General features: G+C 44.3%; 11 protein-coding genes and 1 other annotated feature. Of the genes, 7 read left to right on the forward strand and 4 right to left on the reverse strand.

What is annotated here, in order from left to right; translation table 11 throughout:
• Positions 1-11 precede the first annotated feature (11 nt).
• Positions 12-1,715, reverse strand: coding sequence for a septation ring formation regulator EzrA (ezrA, locus tag GCA01S_RS04775; protein WP_042407648.1), 1,704 nt, complete (start codon positions 1,713-1,715; stop codon positions 12-14).
• A 197-nt stretch (positions 1,716-1,912) separates the two neighbouring features.
• Between ezrA and hisJ the strand changes: the two genes are divergently transcribed.
• Both hisJ and GCA01S_RS04785 read left to right on the forward strand, forming a co-directional pair.
• Positions 1,913-2,737 carry a histidinol-phosphatase HisJ gene (gene hisJ / locus GCA01S_RS04780; RefSeq protein ID WP_017434945.1) on the forward strand — a complete coding sequence of 275 codons (825 nt, stop codon included), beginning with the start codon at positions 1,913-1,915 and terminating at the stop codon, positions 2,735-2,737.
• A 35-nt stretch (positions 2,738-2,772) separates the two neighbouring features.
• Entirely contained in the window at positions 2,773-3,252 is a 480-nt protein-coding gene (locus GCA01S_RS04785; RefSeq protein WP_017434944.1) for a GAF domain-containing protein, read from the forward strand.
• Positions 3,253-3,303: 51 nt separating this feature from the next.
• Here GCA01S_RS04785 and GCA01S_RS04790 read toward each other — a convergent pair whose 3' ends face one another.
• On the reverse strand, positions 3,304-5,181 hold the full coding sequence (locus GCA01S_RS04790) for a sensor domain-containing diguanylate cyclase (RefSeq protein ID WP_042407652.1): 1,878 nt from the start codon (positions 5,179-5,181) through the stop codon (positions 3,304-3,306).
• A gap of 334 nt (positions 5,182-5,515) precedes the next feature.
• Here GCA01S_RS04790 and rpsD point away from each other — a divergent pair, with 334 nt between their 5' ends.
• Complete coding sequence (gene rpsD, locus GCA01S_RS04795; protein WP_042407654.1) at positions 5,516-6,118, forward strand: 30S ribosomal protein S4; 603 nt, start codon at positions 5,516-5,518, stop codon at positions 6,116-6,118.
• A gap of 71 nt (positions 6,119-6,189) precedes the next feature.
• On the opposite strand, the gene tyrS is transcribed toward rpsD, so the two are convergent.
• Positions 6,190-7,449 (reverse strand): tyrosine--tRNA ligase, encoded by a 1,260-nt coding sequence (tyrS, locus tag GCA01S_RS04800; protein WP_042407658.1) that lies wholly within the window; start codon positions 7,447-7,449, stop codon positions 6,190-6,192.
• Positions 7,450-7,494: 45 nt separating this feature from the next.
• Positions 7,495-7,717: a binding site (T-box leader), on the reverse strand.
• A gap of 162 nt (positions 7,718-7,879) precedes the next feature.
• On the opposite strand from tyrS, the gene GCA01S_RS04805 reads away from it, so the two are divergent.
• Complete coding sequence (locus GCA01S_RS04805) at positions 7,880-10,627, forward strand: transglycosylase domain-containing protein (protein WP_042407660.1); 2,748 nt, start codon at positions 7,880-7,882, stop codon at positions 10,625-10,627.
• 38 nt (positions 10,628-10,665) lie between these two features.
• On the opposite strand, the gene acsA is transcribed toward GCA01S_RS04805, so the two are convergent.
• On the reverse strand, positions 10,666-12,381 hold the full coding sequence (gene acsA / locus GCA01S_RS04810) for an acetate--CoA ligase (protein WP_017434939.1): 1,716 nt from the start codon (positions 12,379-12,381) through the stop codon (positions 10,666-10,668).
• A gap of 174 nt (positions 12,382-12,555) precedes the next feature.
• On the opposite strand from acsA, the gene GCA01S_RS04815 reads away from it, so the two are divergent.
• Genes GCA01S_RS04815 through GCA01S_RS04825 form a run of 3 tightly spaced genes read left to right on the forward strand, consistent with a single transcriptional unit; the run spans position 12,556 to position 15,042 of the window.
• Positions 12,556-13,188: a GNAT family N-acetyltransferase gene (locus tag GCA01S_RS04815; protein ID WP_017434938.1), complete on the forward strand. Its 633-nt coding sequence runs from the start codon at positions 12,556-12,558 to the stop codon at positions 13,186-13,188.
• A gap of 34 nt (positions 13,189-13,222) precedes the next feature.
• Positions 13,223-13,867: an acetoin utilization AcuB family protein gene (locus GCA01S_RS04820; protein ID WP_017434937.1), complete on the forward strand. Its 645-nt coding sequence runs from the start codon at positions 13,223-13,225 to the stop codon at positions 13,865-13,867.
• Positions 13,864-15,042, forward strand: coding sequence for an acetoin utilization protein AcuC (locus GCA01S_RS04825; protein WP_042407665.1), 1,179 nt, complete (start codon positions 13,864-13,866; stop codon positions 15,040-15,042). Before GCA01S_RS04820 ends, GCA01S_RS04825 begins: the two co-directional genes overlap by 4 nt.
• The last annotated feature ends 35 nt before the right edge of the window (positions 15,043-15,077 follow it).

Genomic DNA, 15,077 nt, shown 5'->3' on the forward strand with positions numbered 1-15,077 from the left:
GGTTCTCTTTACTATTTCTCACTCGAGCGCTCTTCCTGAAACATTTGCTGAACACGTTGAAATGCGCCAGGCTCCACCTTTTCTAAAGTGGCTACCGCTTGCTCTAACGCCTGCTCATAATCGTAATGGCGAAATAAAGATTCTGCTTCCTCCAGCCCCTCCTGCACAGCCGGGTAACGGCGGCGATAACGATTTCCGTACTGAATTACTTTTTCCACGAGCGAAGCTTGCTCAATCATTTCCTCCGTCCATTCGTATAGGCGCTGAACGGTTGTTTTTGCCTCTTCGAGCGCTTCGTTGACAGCAGGCATATTGAGCGGTTTCTCTTCAAGCCGCAACATCACTTCTTCCAAACGGCCTTTTGCCTCGGACAACTGCAGCGTATACGACTCCGGAAGCCCTGGCAATCGGCTTTTTTGCACAAGCCGCAGCGCCTCGGACAATTTTTTCTTCATTTCCTCTAATTTTTCGCGGGCAACCAACTCATCTTTGCGCAACGCTTGCAACGTTTCACGAAACTGTTCATGCTCCTCTTTCATTATTTCTATTTGCGCTACAAGCTGTTCCAGTTCTTCTTTTAAAAGCGAATATGCCGTTTTCGCTTCGAAAATGCGGGTCTGAATGATGTCAAACCGCTTTCTTAACTGGTGTATTTGCTTTTCAATGCTGCGATATTTTTCTATATCTTTTGCAGGTAAACAGTAGCTTTGCTGCACAAATAACGTTTCTTCACTCGTTTCCTTCGCTTCTTCATTCAGCATATGTAACATTTCTTCGATACGGGGCACTTCTGTCTTTATATATTGATGAGCAAGCACTTCTTTTTCCAGCAAATCATATAAAGCATCAATTTCTTCTTTTAATTCAGTAATCCCTTGTTTTGCTTCTTCAATCCGCAAATCGCGAATCATCTGTACGTATTGTTCGATTTTTTCCCGCTTTTCCTTGATTTGTTGCTCCATTTGTAAATGGTCAAGAATATAGCCTCCTTGCTCCATTTCCTGATATCCGTCAAAAAGCTCTTCCAGCTGTGCCGGAATCGTTGTCTGGCACTCTGTCAGCAATTCTGGAATCTCGTTCATCATCGCTTTCATTTCACTTAGCTCTTTTTTTAAGGAATGAACCACTTCCCTTGCAGCCAAATAGTTTCCCGTTGCGGTTAATTCTTCAAATTTTTTAAATAAAGTCTCCGCTTCTTCCAATTTTTCATCGAGCTTTGCTGCTGCAACGCCAAACGTATACCGGTAAGCGAGCAGCGTTTTCTTCGCCTCCCGATACATCGCACGCAATTCTTCTATTTCAACGCGGTTTTGTTCTTTACTGCCAATTAATTCATGTACTTCATCAATCATTAATTGCACTTCTTCTTCGATCTGACGCAGCCATTGGTCGATGTCACGCAGCAGCGCTTTCGCCTGCGTATAGCGGTATTTATCAAGCAGCGTCTCCGCATCGAATAATTTTTCTTCCACATCCGGCAGTTGAACAGCGACAATATCATCCCATTTTTGCCGCCACTGTTCAAACAGACGCTCTGTTTCCCCTGTCATGTTCAACTGCTTCACTTTCGAAAGTTCATCGGGCACCGGCCGGTTCATCAGCGCTATTTTCCATGCGTCCAAGCGGTCAATTTCGCGATACATTTTTTTCCGGTACATATGGTTATATATTATTGCTCCCGCAAGAAAGAGCAAAACAATAACTATAATTTTCATCAAATCACTAGCCTCCTTGCACTCGAGTTACTCATAAACGAAAAATGAGATGAATCGAGCAGGCAAACATATTTACATAATGTTTTTTCAATGTTTTTATGATACCATGTTATCGACATTTTTTTGACCAAAATTTTTATTTTTTTTACAGAAATCCTCATTTTTCTTTCTATTATACAATTTAGGAGGGAGCCGTTGTGCGCGACGGACACATTCATACCCCATTTTGTCCGCATGGAAGCAGCGATCCATTAGAACGCTATGTGGAAAGGGCCATTGCGCTTGGTTACAAAGAAATTTCCTTTACCGAACATGCACCGCTTCCAGAAGGATTTACCGATCCGACGCCATATCAAGATAGCGCGATGCGCCGCGAACAGCTCGATCAATATTTCACAGCACTTGACGATATAAAAGCCCGTTATCGAAATGATATTATCATTCATACCGGACTTGAAGTCGACTTTATCCCTGGATTTGAAGAAAAAACAGCACGGTTTTTAGAAGAGGTCGGTTCTTTCTTAGATGACAGCATTTTGTCTGTCCATTTTCTTTACTGTAAAGGTCAGTATGTCTGCATCGATTACAGTCCGGAAATGTTTGGCGATATCGTCCAGTTATTTAGCACCATCGACAACGTATATAAAACATATTACCATACCGTTTTACAGTCCATCCGCGCCAATCTTGGCCGATATAAGCCGAAACGCATTGGCCATCTTACACTCGTCCGCAAGTTCCAAAGACAGTTTCCATGCCCGGTTTCGATGGACGGGCTAGTGTTGCAGATCCTCGATGAAATAAAAGAACGCGGCTATGAAATCGACTACAACGGTGCGGGAGTCACAAAGCCGCTCTGTTTACAGCCTTATCCGCCAAATGAATTTATTCGTGAGGCAATGAAGCGAAACATCCGCATCATTTATGGTTCAGACGCGCACCGTGCGGATGATTTGCACCAGGGTGCAGACGAGATGATCAAAGAAGCGTTTTCGTTTGACAAGTTTTCATCATCGCCATAAAATTAACTCCATAAAATAAAGGAGGCGGAACAATATTGTTTCACGTTACTGCTTACAACGGAACCCGGGAAGAAAATTATGAGTTGGTTATTCAGCAGCTGCGCTCATTAATCGACGGAGAAACAAACTTCATCGCCAATTTGGCCAATGCTGCGGCCTTATTGAATCATTTTTTGCACGAAATTAATTGGGTCGGCTTTTATTTGACCGAAGGCGACGAGCTTGTGCTAGGACCGTTCCAAGGACTTCCCGCCTGCGTGCGCATTCCGTTCGGCAAAGGTGTATGCGGCACTGCTGCCAAAAACAAAAAAACCATCATCGTTCCAGATGTTCACCTTTTTCCGGGGCATATCGCGTGTGACGCCGCATCCCAGTCAGAGATCGTCGTACCAATGACGAAAGATGGAAACGTCATCGGCGTTCTGGATATTGACAGCCCGATCAAAAACCGCTTTGATGAAACAGATGGGCAATATTTAGAGAAATTCGTTGAGACAATTATTTCCACGTTATAGACGAGGAAACAACAAGTGTGAAGAAAGGAATCCGCCTATTCGGATTCCTTTCTATGCTCTATATTGATGGACATAATCCTTGACGAAGATGCAGTTTTTTCCTGTCCTTTTTGCCATATAAAGCGCCTCATCCGCCCGTTTAAATAAATCGTCTACTTCTTCCAGGCGATTTTTTTTCCAATAGGAAATACCGCACGAAATCGTTACGGGAGGATGTGTCCCCGTCCTTACCTTTTCGGCAAGACGATGGGCGACTGAAATGCCGGTAGCCAATGACACTTTCGGCAAATAAACGGCGAGCTCTTCCCCGCCCCAGCGGGCGCCGATGTCGCTCGAACGAATATTGGTGCGAATAATATTGGCCACTTGCACGAGCACCTCATCTCCCGCTTGATGCCCGTATGTGTCATTAATTTGCTTAAAATTGTCAATATCCACTAAAATAAGCGTGCCAAATGTATGATGGCGCATCGATTGTTTTAGTTGTTCATCTAAGTACCGCCGTGTATATAACTTCGTCAAATAATCGGTGACCACCAGCTTTTCCAGCTCTTCTCTTAAAATCGCATTCATAAATGCAAGGGTAGAATGTTGAATAAGGGACTGCAGCAATTTAAACATTTCAAATGTAAAATGGTACGGTTTATGATGCAACACAATACAAATCCCTTTCATCGCCCCATTTTGCACCATCGGCACAGCCATTAAAGAGCGATAAACAGGAACAGCCGGAGAAGCTTGAACATCCGCATCCCCAACAAAAATAATATCCATTTCTGCTTTCAGTTTTCTTTCGACAAATTCCACATACTTCTTCGCTTGCCGAGACTGAAAAAATGGAGTGCTTCCAGGCAGCAGTTTCCGCTTTTTTCCCTCAAACAAGAAAAAACCGACTTCATCGGCGCAAAAAGACTGCTTAATTTGCTTTACCATAAATTCAATTGCATCTTGCAGACGCAAATTCGTATTAAGCTGATGCATCGATTCGTTAATCAGTTGCAAATCAGCAACAAGACGGCGTGACTGTTCATACAGCCTGGCATTTTCGAGAGCGCTCCCAGCTGTATTCGCTAACAGCGAAATAAAATTAATTTCCTTTTTTGGAAATTTCATAATGTACGGAGCCGTAATTTGAATCACACCGTAAACACCTTGTCCTCCTTTAATTGGTGCATATAAAATGGAGCGACGCAGCGAAATGGAGTCTTCAAGCTGAATTCTTCCTGTCAAAAATGCTTGCAATGCCGCCATATTTTCCGCACTTTCATCAAATTCAAGTGTTTTGATCGGCAAATAATCGCAGTGCTGATTATCGTGCGACAAAAGCAAGCGGTATGTAAAAGATGGATATACTTGCTTAAGCGTATTAACAATTTCTTCTAATACGTTATCAATTTGCATGGAAGAATGAATTTTTGCCGCAAACTGATGCAACCGTTCATAACGTTTTTCATTACTAAGCCCTTGGGAGATGATGCGAAGTTTTTGGAACAGCATAGAAAAATCTTGCCTGATTTTCTTTAATAGTTGCTCGCTTATAGGTAAGTGGCGAGGATACACAAATTGCAACATTCCGATTGTTTCTTCCGAAAGGTGAAGAAAAATGCGCGCGGTGGTATATTCTCCATCCTCACAAAATTGAATCGCTCGTTGTTCATCATCTGCGATCGCCGCTATATCAACCGGCAAGTCAGAGGGAACGAAAGGAGAGCGGCTTGTTTCCAGCTCTGTCATCGCTTCCGGATAAAATGTTTTGCTTAAAGGATCAAACATAAAAAAAGAGACTTGTTCCATCATAAGTTCTCGTTTCAGCAGCAGCAGCAACTCTTTTATCACGCTGGAAAAATTATCATAACCCTCATATGTTAAAAACCAATGAAAAAATTTTTGCTTAAAGGCCTCATATACTTTCTCTTCTTCTAGTTTCATCGCCCTTTTCACCTAGACTGACGTTCTCATTCCAGTTAGAATGGAGTGATAACAAGATTTTTCTAAAAATTACATCTTTTATTATAGCATATTATCTCGAAATAAGGGAAATAAAATGTTGACTTTATCTGATAAAAATCATATAATACCCTTTGTGTAAAATATAGCAGCCTTAGTGCTCACCTTTATGGTTCCATTTTGTTCCTCGAATATCGAGGTGTATCGTGTAACTCTTAGCTGCTAGAGCGAGGATACATGAAAACAAAATGGCCATAATTGTTGACGCACGTCTGCTTTTATTTTACCCGAATAAAAGCAAAAGGAGGAGCAATAAATGGCTCGTTATACAGGTCCAACGTGGAAAATTTCCCGCCGCCTTGGAATCTCGTTAAGCGGTACAGGTAAAGAGTTGCAAAAACGTCCTTATCCGCCAGGCCAGCATGGCCCAGGTCAACGCAGAAAGCTTTCCGAATATGGTCTGCAATTGCAAGAAAAACAAAAACTTCGTCATATGTATGGCGTAAACGAACGCCAATTCCGCAAAACGTTTGAGGAAGCTGGCAAAATGCCTGGTAAACACGGGGAAAACTTTATGATTTTGTTAGAGTCCCGCTTAGATAACCTCGTTTACCGTTTAGGCTTTGCGCGCACTCGCCGTCAAGCACGCCAGCTTGTCACGCACGGTCACATTTTAGTCGATGGAAATCGTGTTGACATCCCGTCCTATCGCGTAAAACCTGGCCAAACGATTGCGATTCGTGAAAAATCGCGCAACCTTCAAGTCATTAAAGAAGCATTGGAAGCAAACAACTTTGTTCCTGATTATTTAACATTAGATGCAGACAAAATGGAAGGCACGTATACTCGTTTACCTGAACGCTCCGAATTACCGGCGGAAATTAACGAAGCATTAATCGTTGAGTTCTACTCTCGTTAATGAACGATATCCCTTCAGAGAAGGCTCTGAAGGGATATTTTTTCATAAATAAATCCTGGCATTGCCAGGATTTATTTGTAACGGATTAAGTAATATTTTTTCTTCCCGCGGCGAATGACCGTAAAGCGCCCTTCGATGCGGTTTTCTTTGGCGATGACGGCATTGATGTCTTGCACGCGCTTGCCGTTGACATAAATCGCGCCATTGGCAATGTCTTCCCGCGCTTGCCGTTTCGATGGCACAATTTTCGCCATGACAAGCAGTTCTACTAACGGAACTTCTTCCCCTTCATATTCAAAAGAAGGGACATCTTTAAACCCTTGTTCAATTTCCTCTGCGGACAACTCCGACACACTGCCGCTAAAGAGCGCCTCGGAAATACGAATCGCTTGCTTGAGCGCATCTTCGCCATGGACCAGTTTTGTCATTTCTTCCGCGAGCGCTTTTTGCGCTGCCCGCTGTTCAGGAGCTTCCTGCAGTTTTCGCTCAAGTTCCTCGATTTCGTCTTTGGATAAGAAAGTAAAATACTTCAAGTATTTAATGACATCGCGGTCATCGGTGTTAATCCAAAATTGGTAAAACTCATATGGGGATGTTTTTTCTTTATCAAGCCAAATCGTTCCGCTCTCTGTTTTTCCGAATTTCGTCCCGTCGGCTTTCGTCACGAGCGGAATTGTCAATCCGAACGCTTTTGCCTCTCCTTCGGTTTTGCGAATCAATTCCAACCCGGCCGTAATATTTCCCCATTGGTCACTGCCGCCGATTTGCAAGCGGCAATTTTCTGTTTGATACAATTTAAGAAAATCAAAAGCTTGTAAAATCATATAGCTAAATTCGGTGAACGAAATACCAGTTTCGATGCGCGATTGTACTGATTCTTTGGCCAGCATGTAGTTTAGCCCGAAGTTCTTTCCAACATCGCGCAAAAAAGTAATCACATCGAGCGAGCCAATCCAGTCATAGTTGTTGGCGATTTTCGCCGGATTTTCTTTCGCATCAAAATCTAAAAATCTTGCCAATTGCTCTTTAATCCGATTGCTCCACTGTTGCACCGTTTCTTTTGGATTTAATGTACGCTCGCTTTTTTTTCCGCTTGGGTCTCCAATTAATCCCGTTGCACCGCCGACAAGCGCAATTGGACGATGGCCGGCTAGCTGAAATCGCCGCAGCGTCAAAATCGGTAATAAACTCCCGATATGCAAACTGTCAGCCGTTGGATCAAATCCACAATATAATGTTACCTTTCCCTCATTTAACAGCTGGCGCAGCCCTTCCATATCGGTAGCTTGGTTAATGAGTCCGCGCCACTCAAGCTCTTGCAGTAAATCCATCTTTACCCCACCTCTTTTTTATAAAATAAAAAACTCGCCCCAAAGTGAAGGGACGAGTGACAACCGCGGTACCACCCTACTTAGAAAGCTTCGCGCTTTCTCACCTCATTTGGATAACGGCGCACGCCGTCTTTTGCTACTTGGCTACTGCCGTTCGCAAAAGCTGCTCGAGGAGGTAATTCGCGTTTATCTATGTGCTAGTTCGCACCGACCACTAGCTCTCTGAAACAGGGAGATAAACACTACTTGTTCCTGTCATCGCTTTGTCCTATGTCATTTATGCTATACACTTTTTTACCACAACTTTTCTTGGTTTGTCAAATCGAGTTTTTCTCGTATACAAAATAGGTGGAAAAATGACAAAATGCCGCAATATTCAACAAAAATATGATATAATTATTTATATTATTCGTTGTATAGGGGGGTGCTCATGGAGCATAAAAAGCAAACATTTTCCCTAGAGAAGGCATGGCGCTATTTTTTTATTACATATGAAGTCGTTTGGAATCTTTTTCTTATTTTTTTCATTCTTATTCTTTGCCTCATATGCTTTGCCGTCGGTCTTGGCGCTGGGTATTTCGCTTCTTTGGTAAAAGACATGCCCATCCCTTCCTATAAGGAGATGAAAAGGGATATTTACGACTACGAAGAAACGTCGCATATTTACTTTGCCAATAACGTTTATCTCGGCAATTTCCGCTCTGATCTAGAAAGGGAGGAAGTCAAATTACAAGATGTTTCTCCGTATGTAATTAAAGCGATTACAGCAACGGAAGACGAATACTTTTACGAACATCGCGGGGTTGTTCCAAAAGCGATCATTCGCGCGCTGTTTCAGGAAGCGACGAACTCGCCGCTACAAACAGGCGGAAGCACGCTGACACAGCAGCTTGTCAAAAATCAAATATTGACGAATGAAGTATCATTTGAACGAAAGGCAAAAGAAATATTGCTCGCCCTTCGCCTTGAAAAGTTTTTTAGTAAAAATGAAATTTTAGAAGCCTATTTAAATGTCGTCCCATTCGGCCGAAACGCATCAGGACGCAATATCGCCGGCATCCAGGCGGCTGCTCAGGGAGTATTTGGCGTAGACGCCAAAGATTTAAATCTAGCCCAAGCAGCATTCTTAGCCGGCCTCCCGCAAAGCCCGTTTGTGTATACTCCGTTTACAAGCGACGGCAATGTGAAAAAAGACTTATCTCCGGCGCTGCACCGGATGAAGACGGTATTGAATCGAATGAAGCAGGCGGGATATATTTCCGAAAAACAATATCAAGAAGCGTTGCAATACGATGTCGCCAAACATTTTGCACCGCCAAAACCGTCACCGTTTGAAAAATATCCGTGGCTGACGATGGAAATCGAAAAACGCGCTAAAGAAGTATTGGCCGAGGTATTAGCCAAAAAAGATGGGTATACAAAAGAGCAGCTGTTGCAAAATGCATCCCTTCACGAACGATATGTAGCAAAAGCGGAAAAACAGCTGCGCCAAAACGGATACAATATTTACACAACGATCGACAAAACGATTTACGACCGCATGCAAAAAGTAGTGGCCGATTACCGCTATTACGGCGATGACAAAATTCAATATGTAAAAGACAAAGAGACGGGAAAAATGGTTGCCAAGCGCGAGCCTGTCGAAGTCGGTGCGATTTTGATTGAAAATTCAACTGGAAAAATCATTAGCTTTGTCGGCGGCAGAGATTACAAACGGGAGCAACTCAATCACGCGACACAAGCATATCGGTCGAACGGCTCGACGATGAAGCCGCTGCTTGTATACGCACCGGCAATGGAGATGGGCATCGTCCAGCCCGGTTCCGTCATTCCAGATATGCCATTGAGGGTTAATGGTTATACACCAAAAAATGCAGATGGAAAAACGCACGGCCTCGTTTCGGCGCGGCGCGCTTTACAGTATTCCTATAACATCCCTGCGATCCGCACTTATATGAAGATCATGAACCAACATCCAGTAGAATATCTGCATAAAATGGGCATTACCAGCGTGGCAAAAACAGAGGAAAACCACATCGCCTTAGCGATTGGCGGAACTTCCACAGGGGTAACCGTCGAGGAAAATGTCAACGCCTATGTCACTTTTGCTAATTACGGAACGTTTGTAGACGCTTATTTAATCGAAAAAATCGTATCAAATGATGGACAAGTCATTTATGAACATCAGAGCGATCCCGTTCCTGTTTTTTCTCCGCAGACGTCCTATTTAATGATTGATATGATGAGGGATGTCATTCGCGGCGGTACAGCATCTTCTCTCCGGTCTTATTTAAAATTCCAAGCGGATTGGGCTGGAAAAACAGGGACAAGCGAAAATCAACAAGACTCATGGTTTGTGGCAACAAACCCAAACGTGACATTTGGAGTGTGGATGGGATACGATACACCTGCACCATTGCAATCTACGTACAGAGGACTATCTTATAGCAAACGAACTCAGCTGTTATGGGCGCAATTAATGAATTCCGCCTACGATGTTAATCCGCAGCTCATCGCGCCAAACAATCGCTTCAACATGCCCGGCGGCATCGTGCGGAGAGCCTATTGTACCGTTTCAGGACTTACTCCGTCCAATGCGTGTCAAAAAGCCGGATTAGTTAGCTATGACTTGTACAACACAAAATTTACGCCAAAACAAGGAAAAGAACAGTATTTGATTGAAGGACGCTTCGTTGAAGTAAACGGCAAGCGGTACGCCGCGCTTGATACAACACCGAGCGAGTTTGTTTCCAGTGGAGTTATTTTAAATAGGGAAGTATTGAAAAGATGGGGAATGAATCGTTCAAGCGCTAGTGAATGGAATGGGATGCTGTTTGTTAATGAGTTAAAAGAAAATGGAAAAATCCCGGCACCGCCGGCCATCCATCTAGCAAATGGAACCACCATCACTTGGCAGCCGCATTCGGAACACGATGTGATTGGCTATCGCGTATATCGCACTGGACAAGGCGGCGCGCCGCCCCAAGTTGCCGCGGTCGTCAAAGCTGGAAAAACACTGTCCTTTGCCAAGCTGCAGCCTGGAGCGACCTATTACGTCACAGCTGTGGATATCAGCGGCAAGGAGTCGGCGCCGTCCAATACGGTTGCAGCTCCATTGCCTGGCGCCGCGAACCAAGCCAAAGAAAAAACACAAACGCCTGAAAAACAAAAAGATTAAAATAGCGAAAAAGCTGATCGAAACCGATCAGCTTTTTCTTAATCTTCCATCGTCGATAAATCGCCTGTCGGCAAGTTAAGCTCCCACGCTTTTAAGACGCGGCGCATAATTTTCCCGCTTCGCGTTTTTGGAAGTTTGTCGCGGAATTCAATTTCCCGCGGCGCTGCATGTGCCGCCAATCCTTTTTTGACAAACTGGCGAATGTCTTCTTTCAATTCCTCGGATGGTTCATATCCTTCCCGAAGCGAAATAAATGCTTTAATGATTTCCCCGCGCACTGGATCCGGCTTACCGATGACACCTGCTTCCGCTACCGCTGGATGTTCGACTAGCTTGCTTTCGACTTCAAACGGACCGACGCGTTCCCCTGACGTATTAATAACGTCATCGACACGTCCTTGGAACCAGAAGTAGCCGTCTTCGTCCATATAAGCGGAGTCGCCGGAAACATACCAGTCGCCGATGAAATACGATTCATATTTTTGCGGGTTGTTCCAAATCGTTTTCATCATCGACGGCCAGCCTTTTTTGATCGCTAAGTTCCCCATCCGGTATGGCGGCAGTTCGTTTCCTTGATCATCAATGATAGCTGCTTTGACACCAGGAATCGGTTTGCCCATCGAACCTGGCTTGATTTCCATACATGGATAGTTACAGATAAGATGCGCGCCCGTTTCCGTCATCCACCATGTATCATGAATGCGGCGCTGGAATACTTTCATTCCCCAGCGAATCACCTCTGGGTTTAACGGCTCGCCAACGCTAAGGATGTGGCGAAGAGAGCTTAAATCATATTTTTTAACAATTTCATCCCCCGCTCCCATTAACATGCGAAACGCCGTCGGTGCACTATACCATACTGTCACGCCGAAATCTTGAATCGTCTGATACCAGGCATCCGGACTGAAACGGCCGCCGACAATCACATTCGATGCTCCGCATAACCATGGACCGAAAATACCGTAAGAAGTGCCTGTCACCCATCCTGGATCTGCTGTGCACCAATAAATATCGTCTTCTTTTAAATCCAGCACCCATTTTGCCGTTTGATAGTGCTGAATCATCGCGTTATGAACGTGCAAAACTCCTTTTGGCTTTCCGGTAGAGCCGGAAGTATAATGCAAAATCAAGCCGTCTTGGCGGTCGACCCATTCGATATCAAAGTGCTTGCTCGCCTCATTCATCCGTTTCTTTAAGTCGATATACGGACCTTCTTCAACAATGTTATCCCCGACGAGGAAAACATATTTTAATTCCGGAAGATCGTTGACTGGAACGCGCGGCAGCAGTTCCGGCGTCGTGACGATCGCCTTTGCCCCGCTATCTTCGAGGCGGTCGCGCACCGCTCCTTCCATAAACGCCTCAAACAGCGGACCGACAATGGCTCCTGTCTTAATGATTCCGAGTACGGCGAAGTACAATTCCGGAGAACGCGGCATAAATACAAATACACGGTCTCCTTTTTCAATTTCCGCCACTTGTTTCAGCACGTTGGCCACTTTATTGGACATTTCCTTCATTTCTTTAAAGGTATATTTTTCGTTTCTCGATGCATCGCGGTAATAAAGCGCTACTTTATTTTTGCGGAACGATTCCGCATGGCGGTCAATCGCTTCATACGCCATATTGACTCTGCCGGTTTCAAACCAGGAAAACTCTTTCTCTACTTCTTTCCAATCAAAATGTTTATATGTGTCCTCGTAACTTTTTAAATTATAATCCCCTTGTACGACCGGTAGCACTTCTGTTTTCATTCTCCTAATCCCCCTTATGTAAGTGGTTACAATTCTATTATAGTATACAAAAGTTGAATTCTCAATTTTTTAAATATTTGCATGACATTTTTTTTGAAATTTTTTTGAAATCCGTTTATCTATTTACTTTTTATGTATAATGAAAGAAGAAAGACCTATCCAGGTGGTGACCGAATGGAACATAAAAAAACGTATAATGCCAAAGAATTAAAAACACCAAAAGGAACGCTGATTATCGAAGGCCCGATATCGGCTGAGAAACTAGCAAGTTATGAATTTCACCATGACCTGACATCCTTCCGCCAGCCTCCTCAGCAGCATCAAGCATTGATCGAAATTGCGAAGCTGCCAGAAGGAAGAATCATTATCGCCCGTCATCATCACACGATTATTGGCTACGTAACGTTTCTGTACCCCGATCCGCTTGAACGTTGGTCAGAAGGAAACATGGAAAATTTAATCGAGCTGGGCGCGATTGAAGTCATTCCGGAGTTCCGCGGTTATGGAGTAGGGAAAAATTTACTGATTGTATCGATGATGGATGACGCAATGGAAGATTATATTATCATTACTACCGAATATTACTGGCATTGGGATTTAAAAGGGACAGGGCTAACCGTATGGGAATACCGGAAAGTGATGGAGAAAATGATGAACGCCGGCGGGCTTGTTTGGTATGCTACCGATGATCCAGAAATTTGTTCCCATCCGGCCAACTGCTTAATGGCCCGCATCGGCAAACGGGTCGATCAAGAGTCTATTCAAAAATTCGACCGCCTTCGTTTTATGAATCGGTATATGTATTAAAAATCGTTCTTGACAACAAAGGGGAGAGGAATAAATGATTGTCGAACAAATTATGAAAACGCCTGTCATCACTCTGCAGCCGACTAATACGATTGCCGAAGCGATTCAGTTAGTACGGCAACTCCGCATTCGTCATATTCCGATTGTGGATGCCGAAAACCATGTTGTCGGCATTGTGACCGATCGCGATATCCGCGATGTAAGCCCTTCCATTTTCCGAATTCATGAACACCTCGAAGACTTACAAAAACCAGTCAGCATGATTATGAAAACAGACGTTATCGTCGGACATCCTCTCGATTTTGTCGAGGAAGTGGCGGCGCTGTTTTACGAGCATAAAATCAGCTGTCTGCCGATCGTCAAAGACCGCAAACTCGTCGGCATCGTGACGGAAACCGATTTATTATACACTCTCATTCAGCTCACGGGCGCGCATCAGCCGGGCTCGCACATTGAAATTAAAGTGCCCAATGAAAGCGGGATGTTAAGCAAAGCAGCAGCGATTATCGCCAAGCGGCATATCAATATCGCCAGCGTTCTTTTATATCCCGATCAAGATGAAAATTACAAAATCCTTGTGTTTCGCGTGCAAACAATGAACCCAATCGGAATTATCAACGATTTAAGAAATGCCGGCTACACCGTATTATGGCCGAACTTGCCGGGGGTTTCATCATGAAAAAAGACTGTGTATTTGTTTACAGCGACGATTTTCTTCAATATAAATTTCATGACGAGCACCCATTTAACCAGCTGCGGGTTAAACTTACGTACGATTTGTTGCGCGCGATGAACGCTTTAGACGATGAACAAATTGTAGCGCCTAGAATCGCAATGGACGAAGAACTCGCTTTAATTCATGACCACTCCTATATCGAAGCAGTCAAGGCTGCCGGCAGAGGAGAACTTTCGGAACAAATCGCCCTAAACTATGGGCTAGGGACAGAAGATACCCCCATTTTTCCGAATATGCATGAAGCAAGCGCTCTATTAGTCGGGAGCACCTTAACGGCGGTCGACTTTGTGCTATCAGGAAAAGCAACACATGCGCTAAGCCTCGGCGGCGGGCTTCACCACGGCTTCCGCGGCAAAGCATCGGGCTTTTGCATTTACAATGACAGCGCTGTCGCAATCAAATACATTCAAGAAAAATATGGGCTGCGTGTGCTGTATGTTGACACCGATGCCCATCATGGAGACGGTGTTCAATGGGCTTTTTATGACGACCCAAATGTGTGTACATTTTCGATTCATGAAACGGGGCGCTACTTATTTCCAGGGACGGGAAATGTAAATGAGCGCGGACACGGGGCAGGATATGGGTATTCGTTTAACATTCCTGTTGACGCATTCACCGAAGATGAATCTTGGATTGACGCCTATACGCAAGCGTTGCGGGAAATTGCCGACTTTTTCCGTCCTGATGTCATTTTGACGCAAAATGGCGCGGACGCCCATTATTACGATCCACTTACTCATTTATCCGTAACGATGAAAACGTACCGCGTGATTCCGAAGCTTGCTCACCAAATCGCCCATGAATATTGCGACGGGCGTTGGATTGCAGTTGGCGGCGGCGGTTATGATATTTGGCGCGTCGTTCCGCGGGCATGGGCGCTTATTTGGCTGGAAATGACAGAACAATCAAACGTTTCCGACAACTTGCCAAAATCATGGCTTGACAAATGGCAAGCGCTTTCGCCAGTCCCACTGCCGCAACAATGGGATGATCCAGAATCCCTATACCCGCCAATTCCGCGCAAAGCAGAAATTACGGAAAAAAATGCACAAACGGTGGAAAAGGCATTATATCCGATTCGAAGCCAGAGGCAAAAAGCGAATCAGTCCACATAAAGAAAAGGGGCTTGACCAATTTGGTTGAGCCCCTT

Source organism: Parageobacillus caldoxylosilyticus NBRC 107762 (assembly GCF_000632715.1).
GTDB classification, from domain to species: domain Bacteria; phylum Bacillota; class Bacilli; order Bacillales; family Anoxybacillaceae; genus Saccharococcus; species Saccharococcus caldoxylosilyticus.

What these genes read in the sequence shown, in the direction of transcription:
- ezrA (WP_042407648.1), bottom strand. Translation starts at nt 1,715, where the DNA reads ATGAAAATTATAGTTATTGTTTTGCTCTTTCTTGCGGGAGCAATAATA.
- GCA01S_RS04790 (WP_042407652.1), bottom strand. Translation starts at nt 5,181, where the DNA reads ATGAAACTAGAAGAAGAGAAAGTATATGAGGCCTTTAAGCAAAAATTT.
- rpsD (WP_042407654.1), top strand. Translation starts at nt 5,516, where the DNA reads ATGGCTCGTTATACAGGTCCAACGTGGAAAATTTCCCGCCGCCTTGGA.
- tyrS (WP_042407658.1), bottom strand. Translation starts at nt 7,449, where the DNA reads ATGGATTTACTGCAAGAGCTTGAGTGGCGCGGACTCATTAACCAAGCT.
- GCA01S_RS04805 (WP_042407660.1), top strand. Translation starts at nt 7,880, where the DNA reads ATGGAGCATAAAAAGCAAACATTTTCCCTAGAGAAGGCATGGCGCTAT.
- acsA (WP_017434939.1), bottom strand. Translation starts at nt 12,381, where the DNA reads ATGAAAACAGAAGTGCTACCGGTCGTACAAGGGGATTATAATTTAAAA.
- GCA01S_RS04815 (WP_017434938.1), top strand. Translation starts at nt 12,556, where the DNA reads ATGGAACATAAAAAAACGTATAATGCCAAAGAATTAAAAACACCAAAA.
- GCA01S_RS04820 (WP_017434937.1), top strand. Translation starts at nt 13,223, where the DNA reads ATGATTGTCGAACAAATTATGAAAACGCCTGTCATCACTCTGCAGCCG.
- GCA01S_RS04825 (WP_042407665.1), top strand. Translation starts at nt 13,864, where the DNA reads ATGAAAAAAGACTGTGTATTTGTTTACAGCGACGATTTTCTTCAATAT.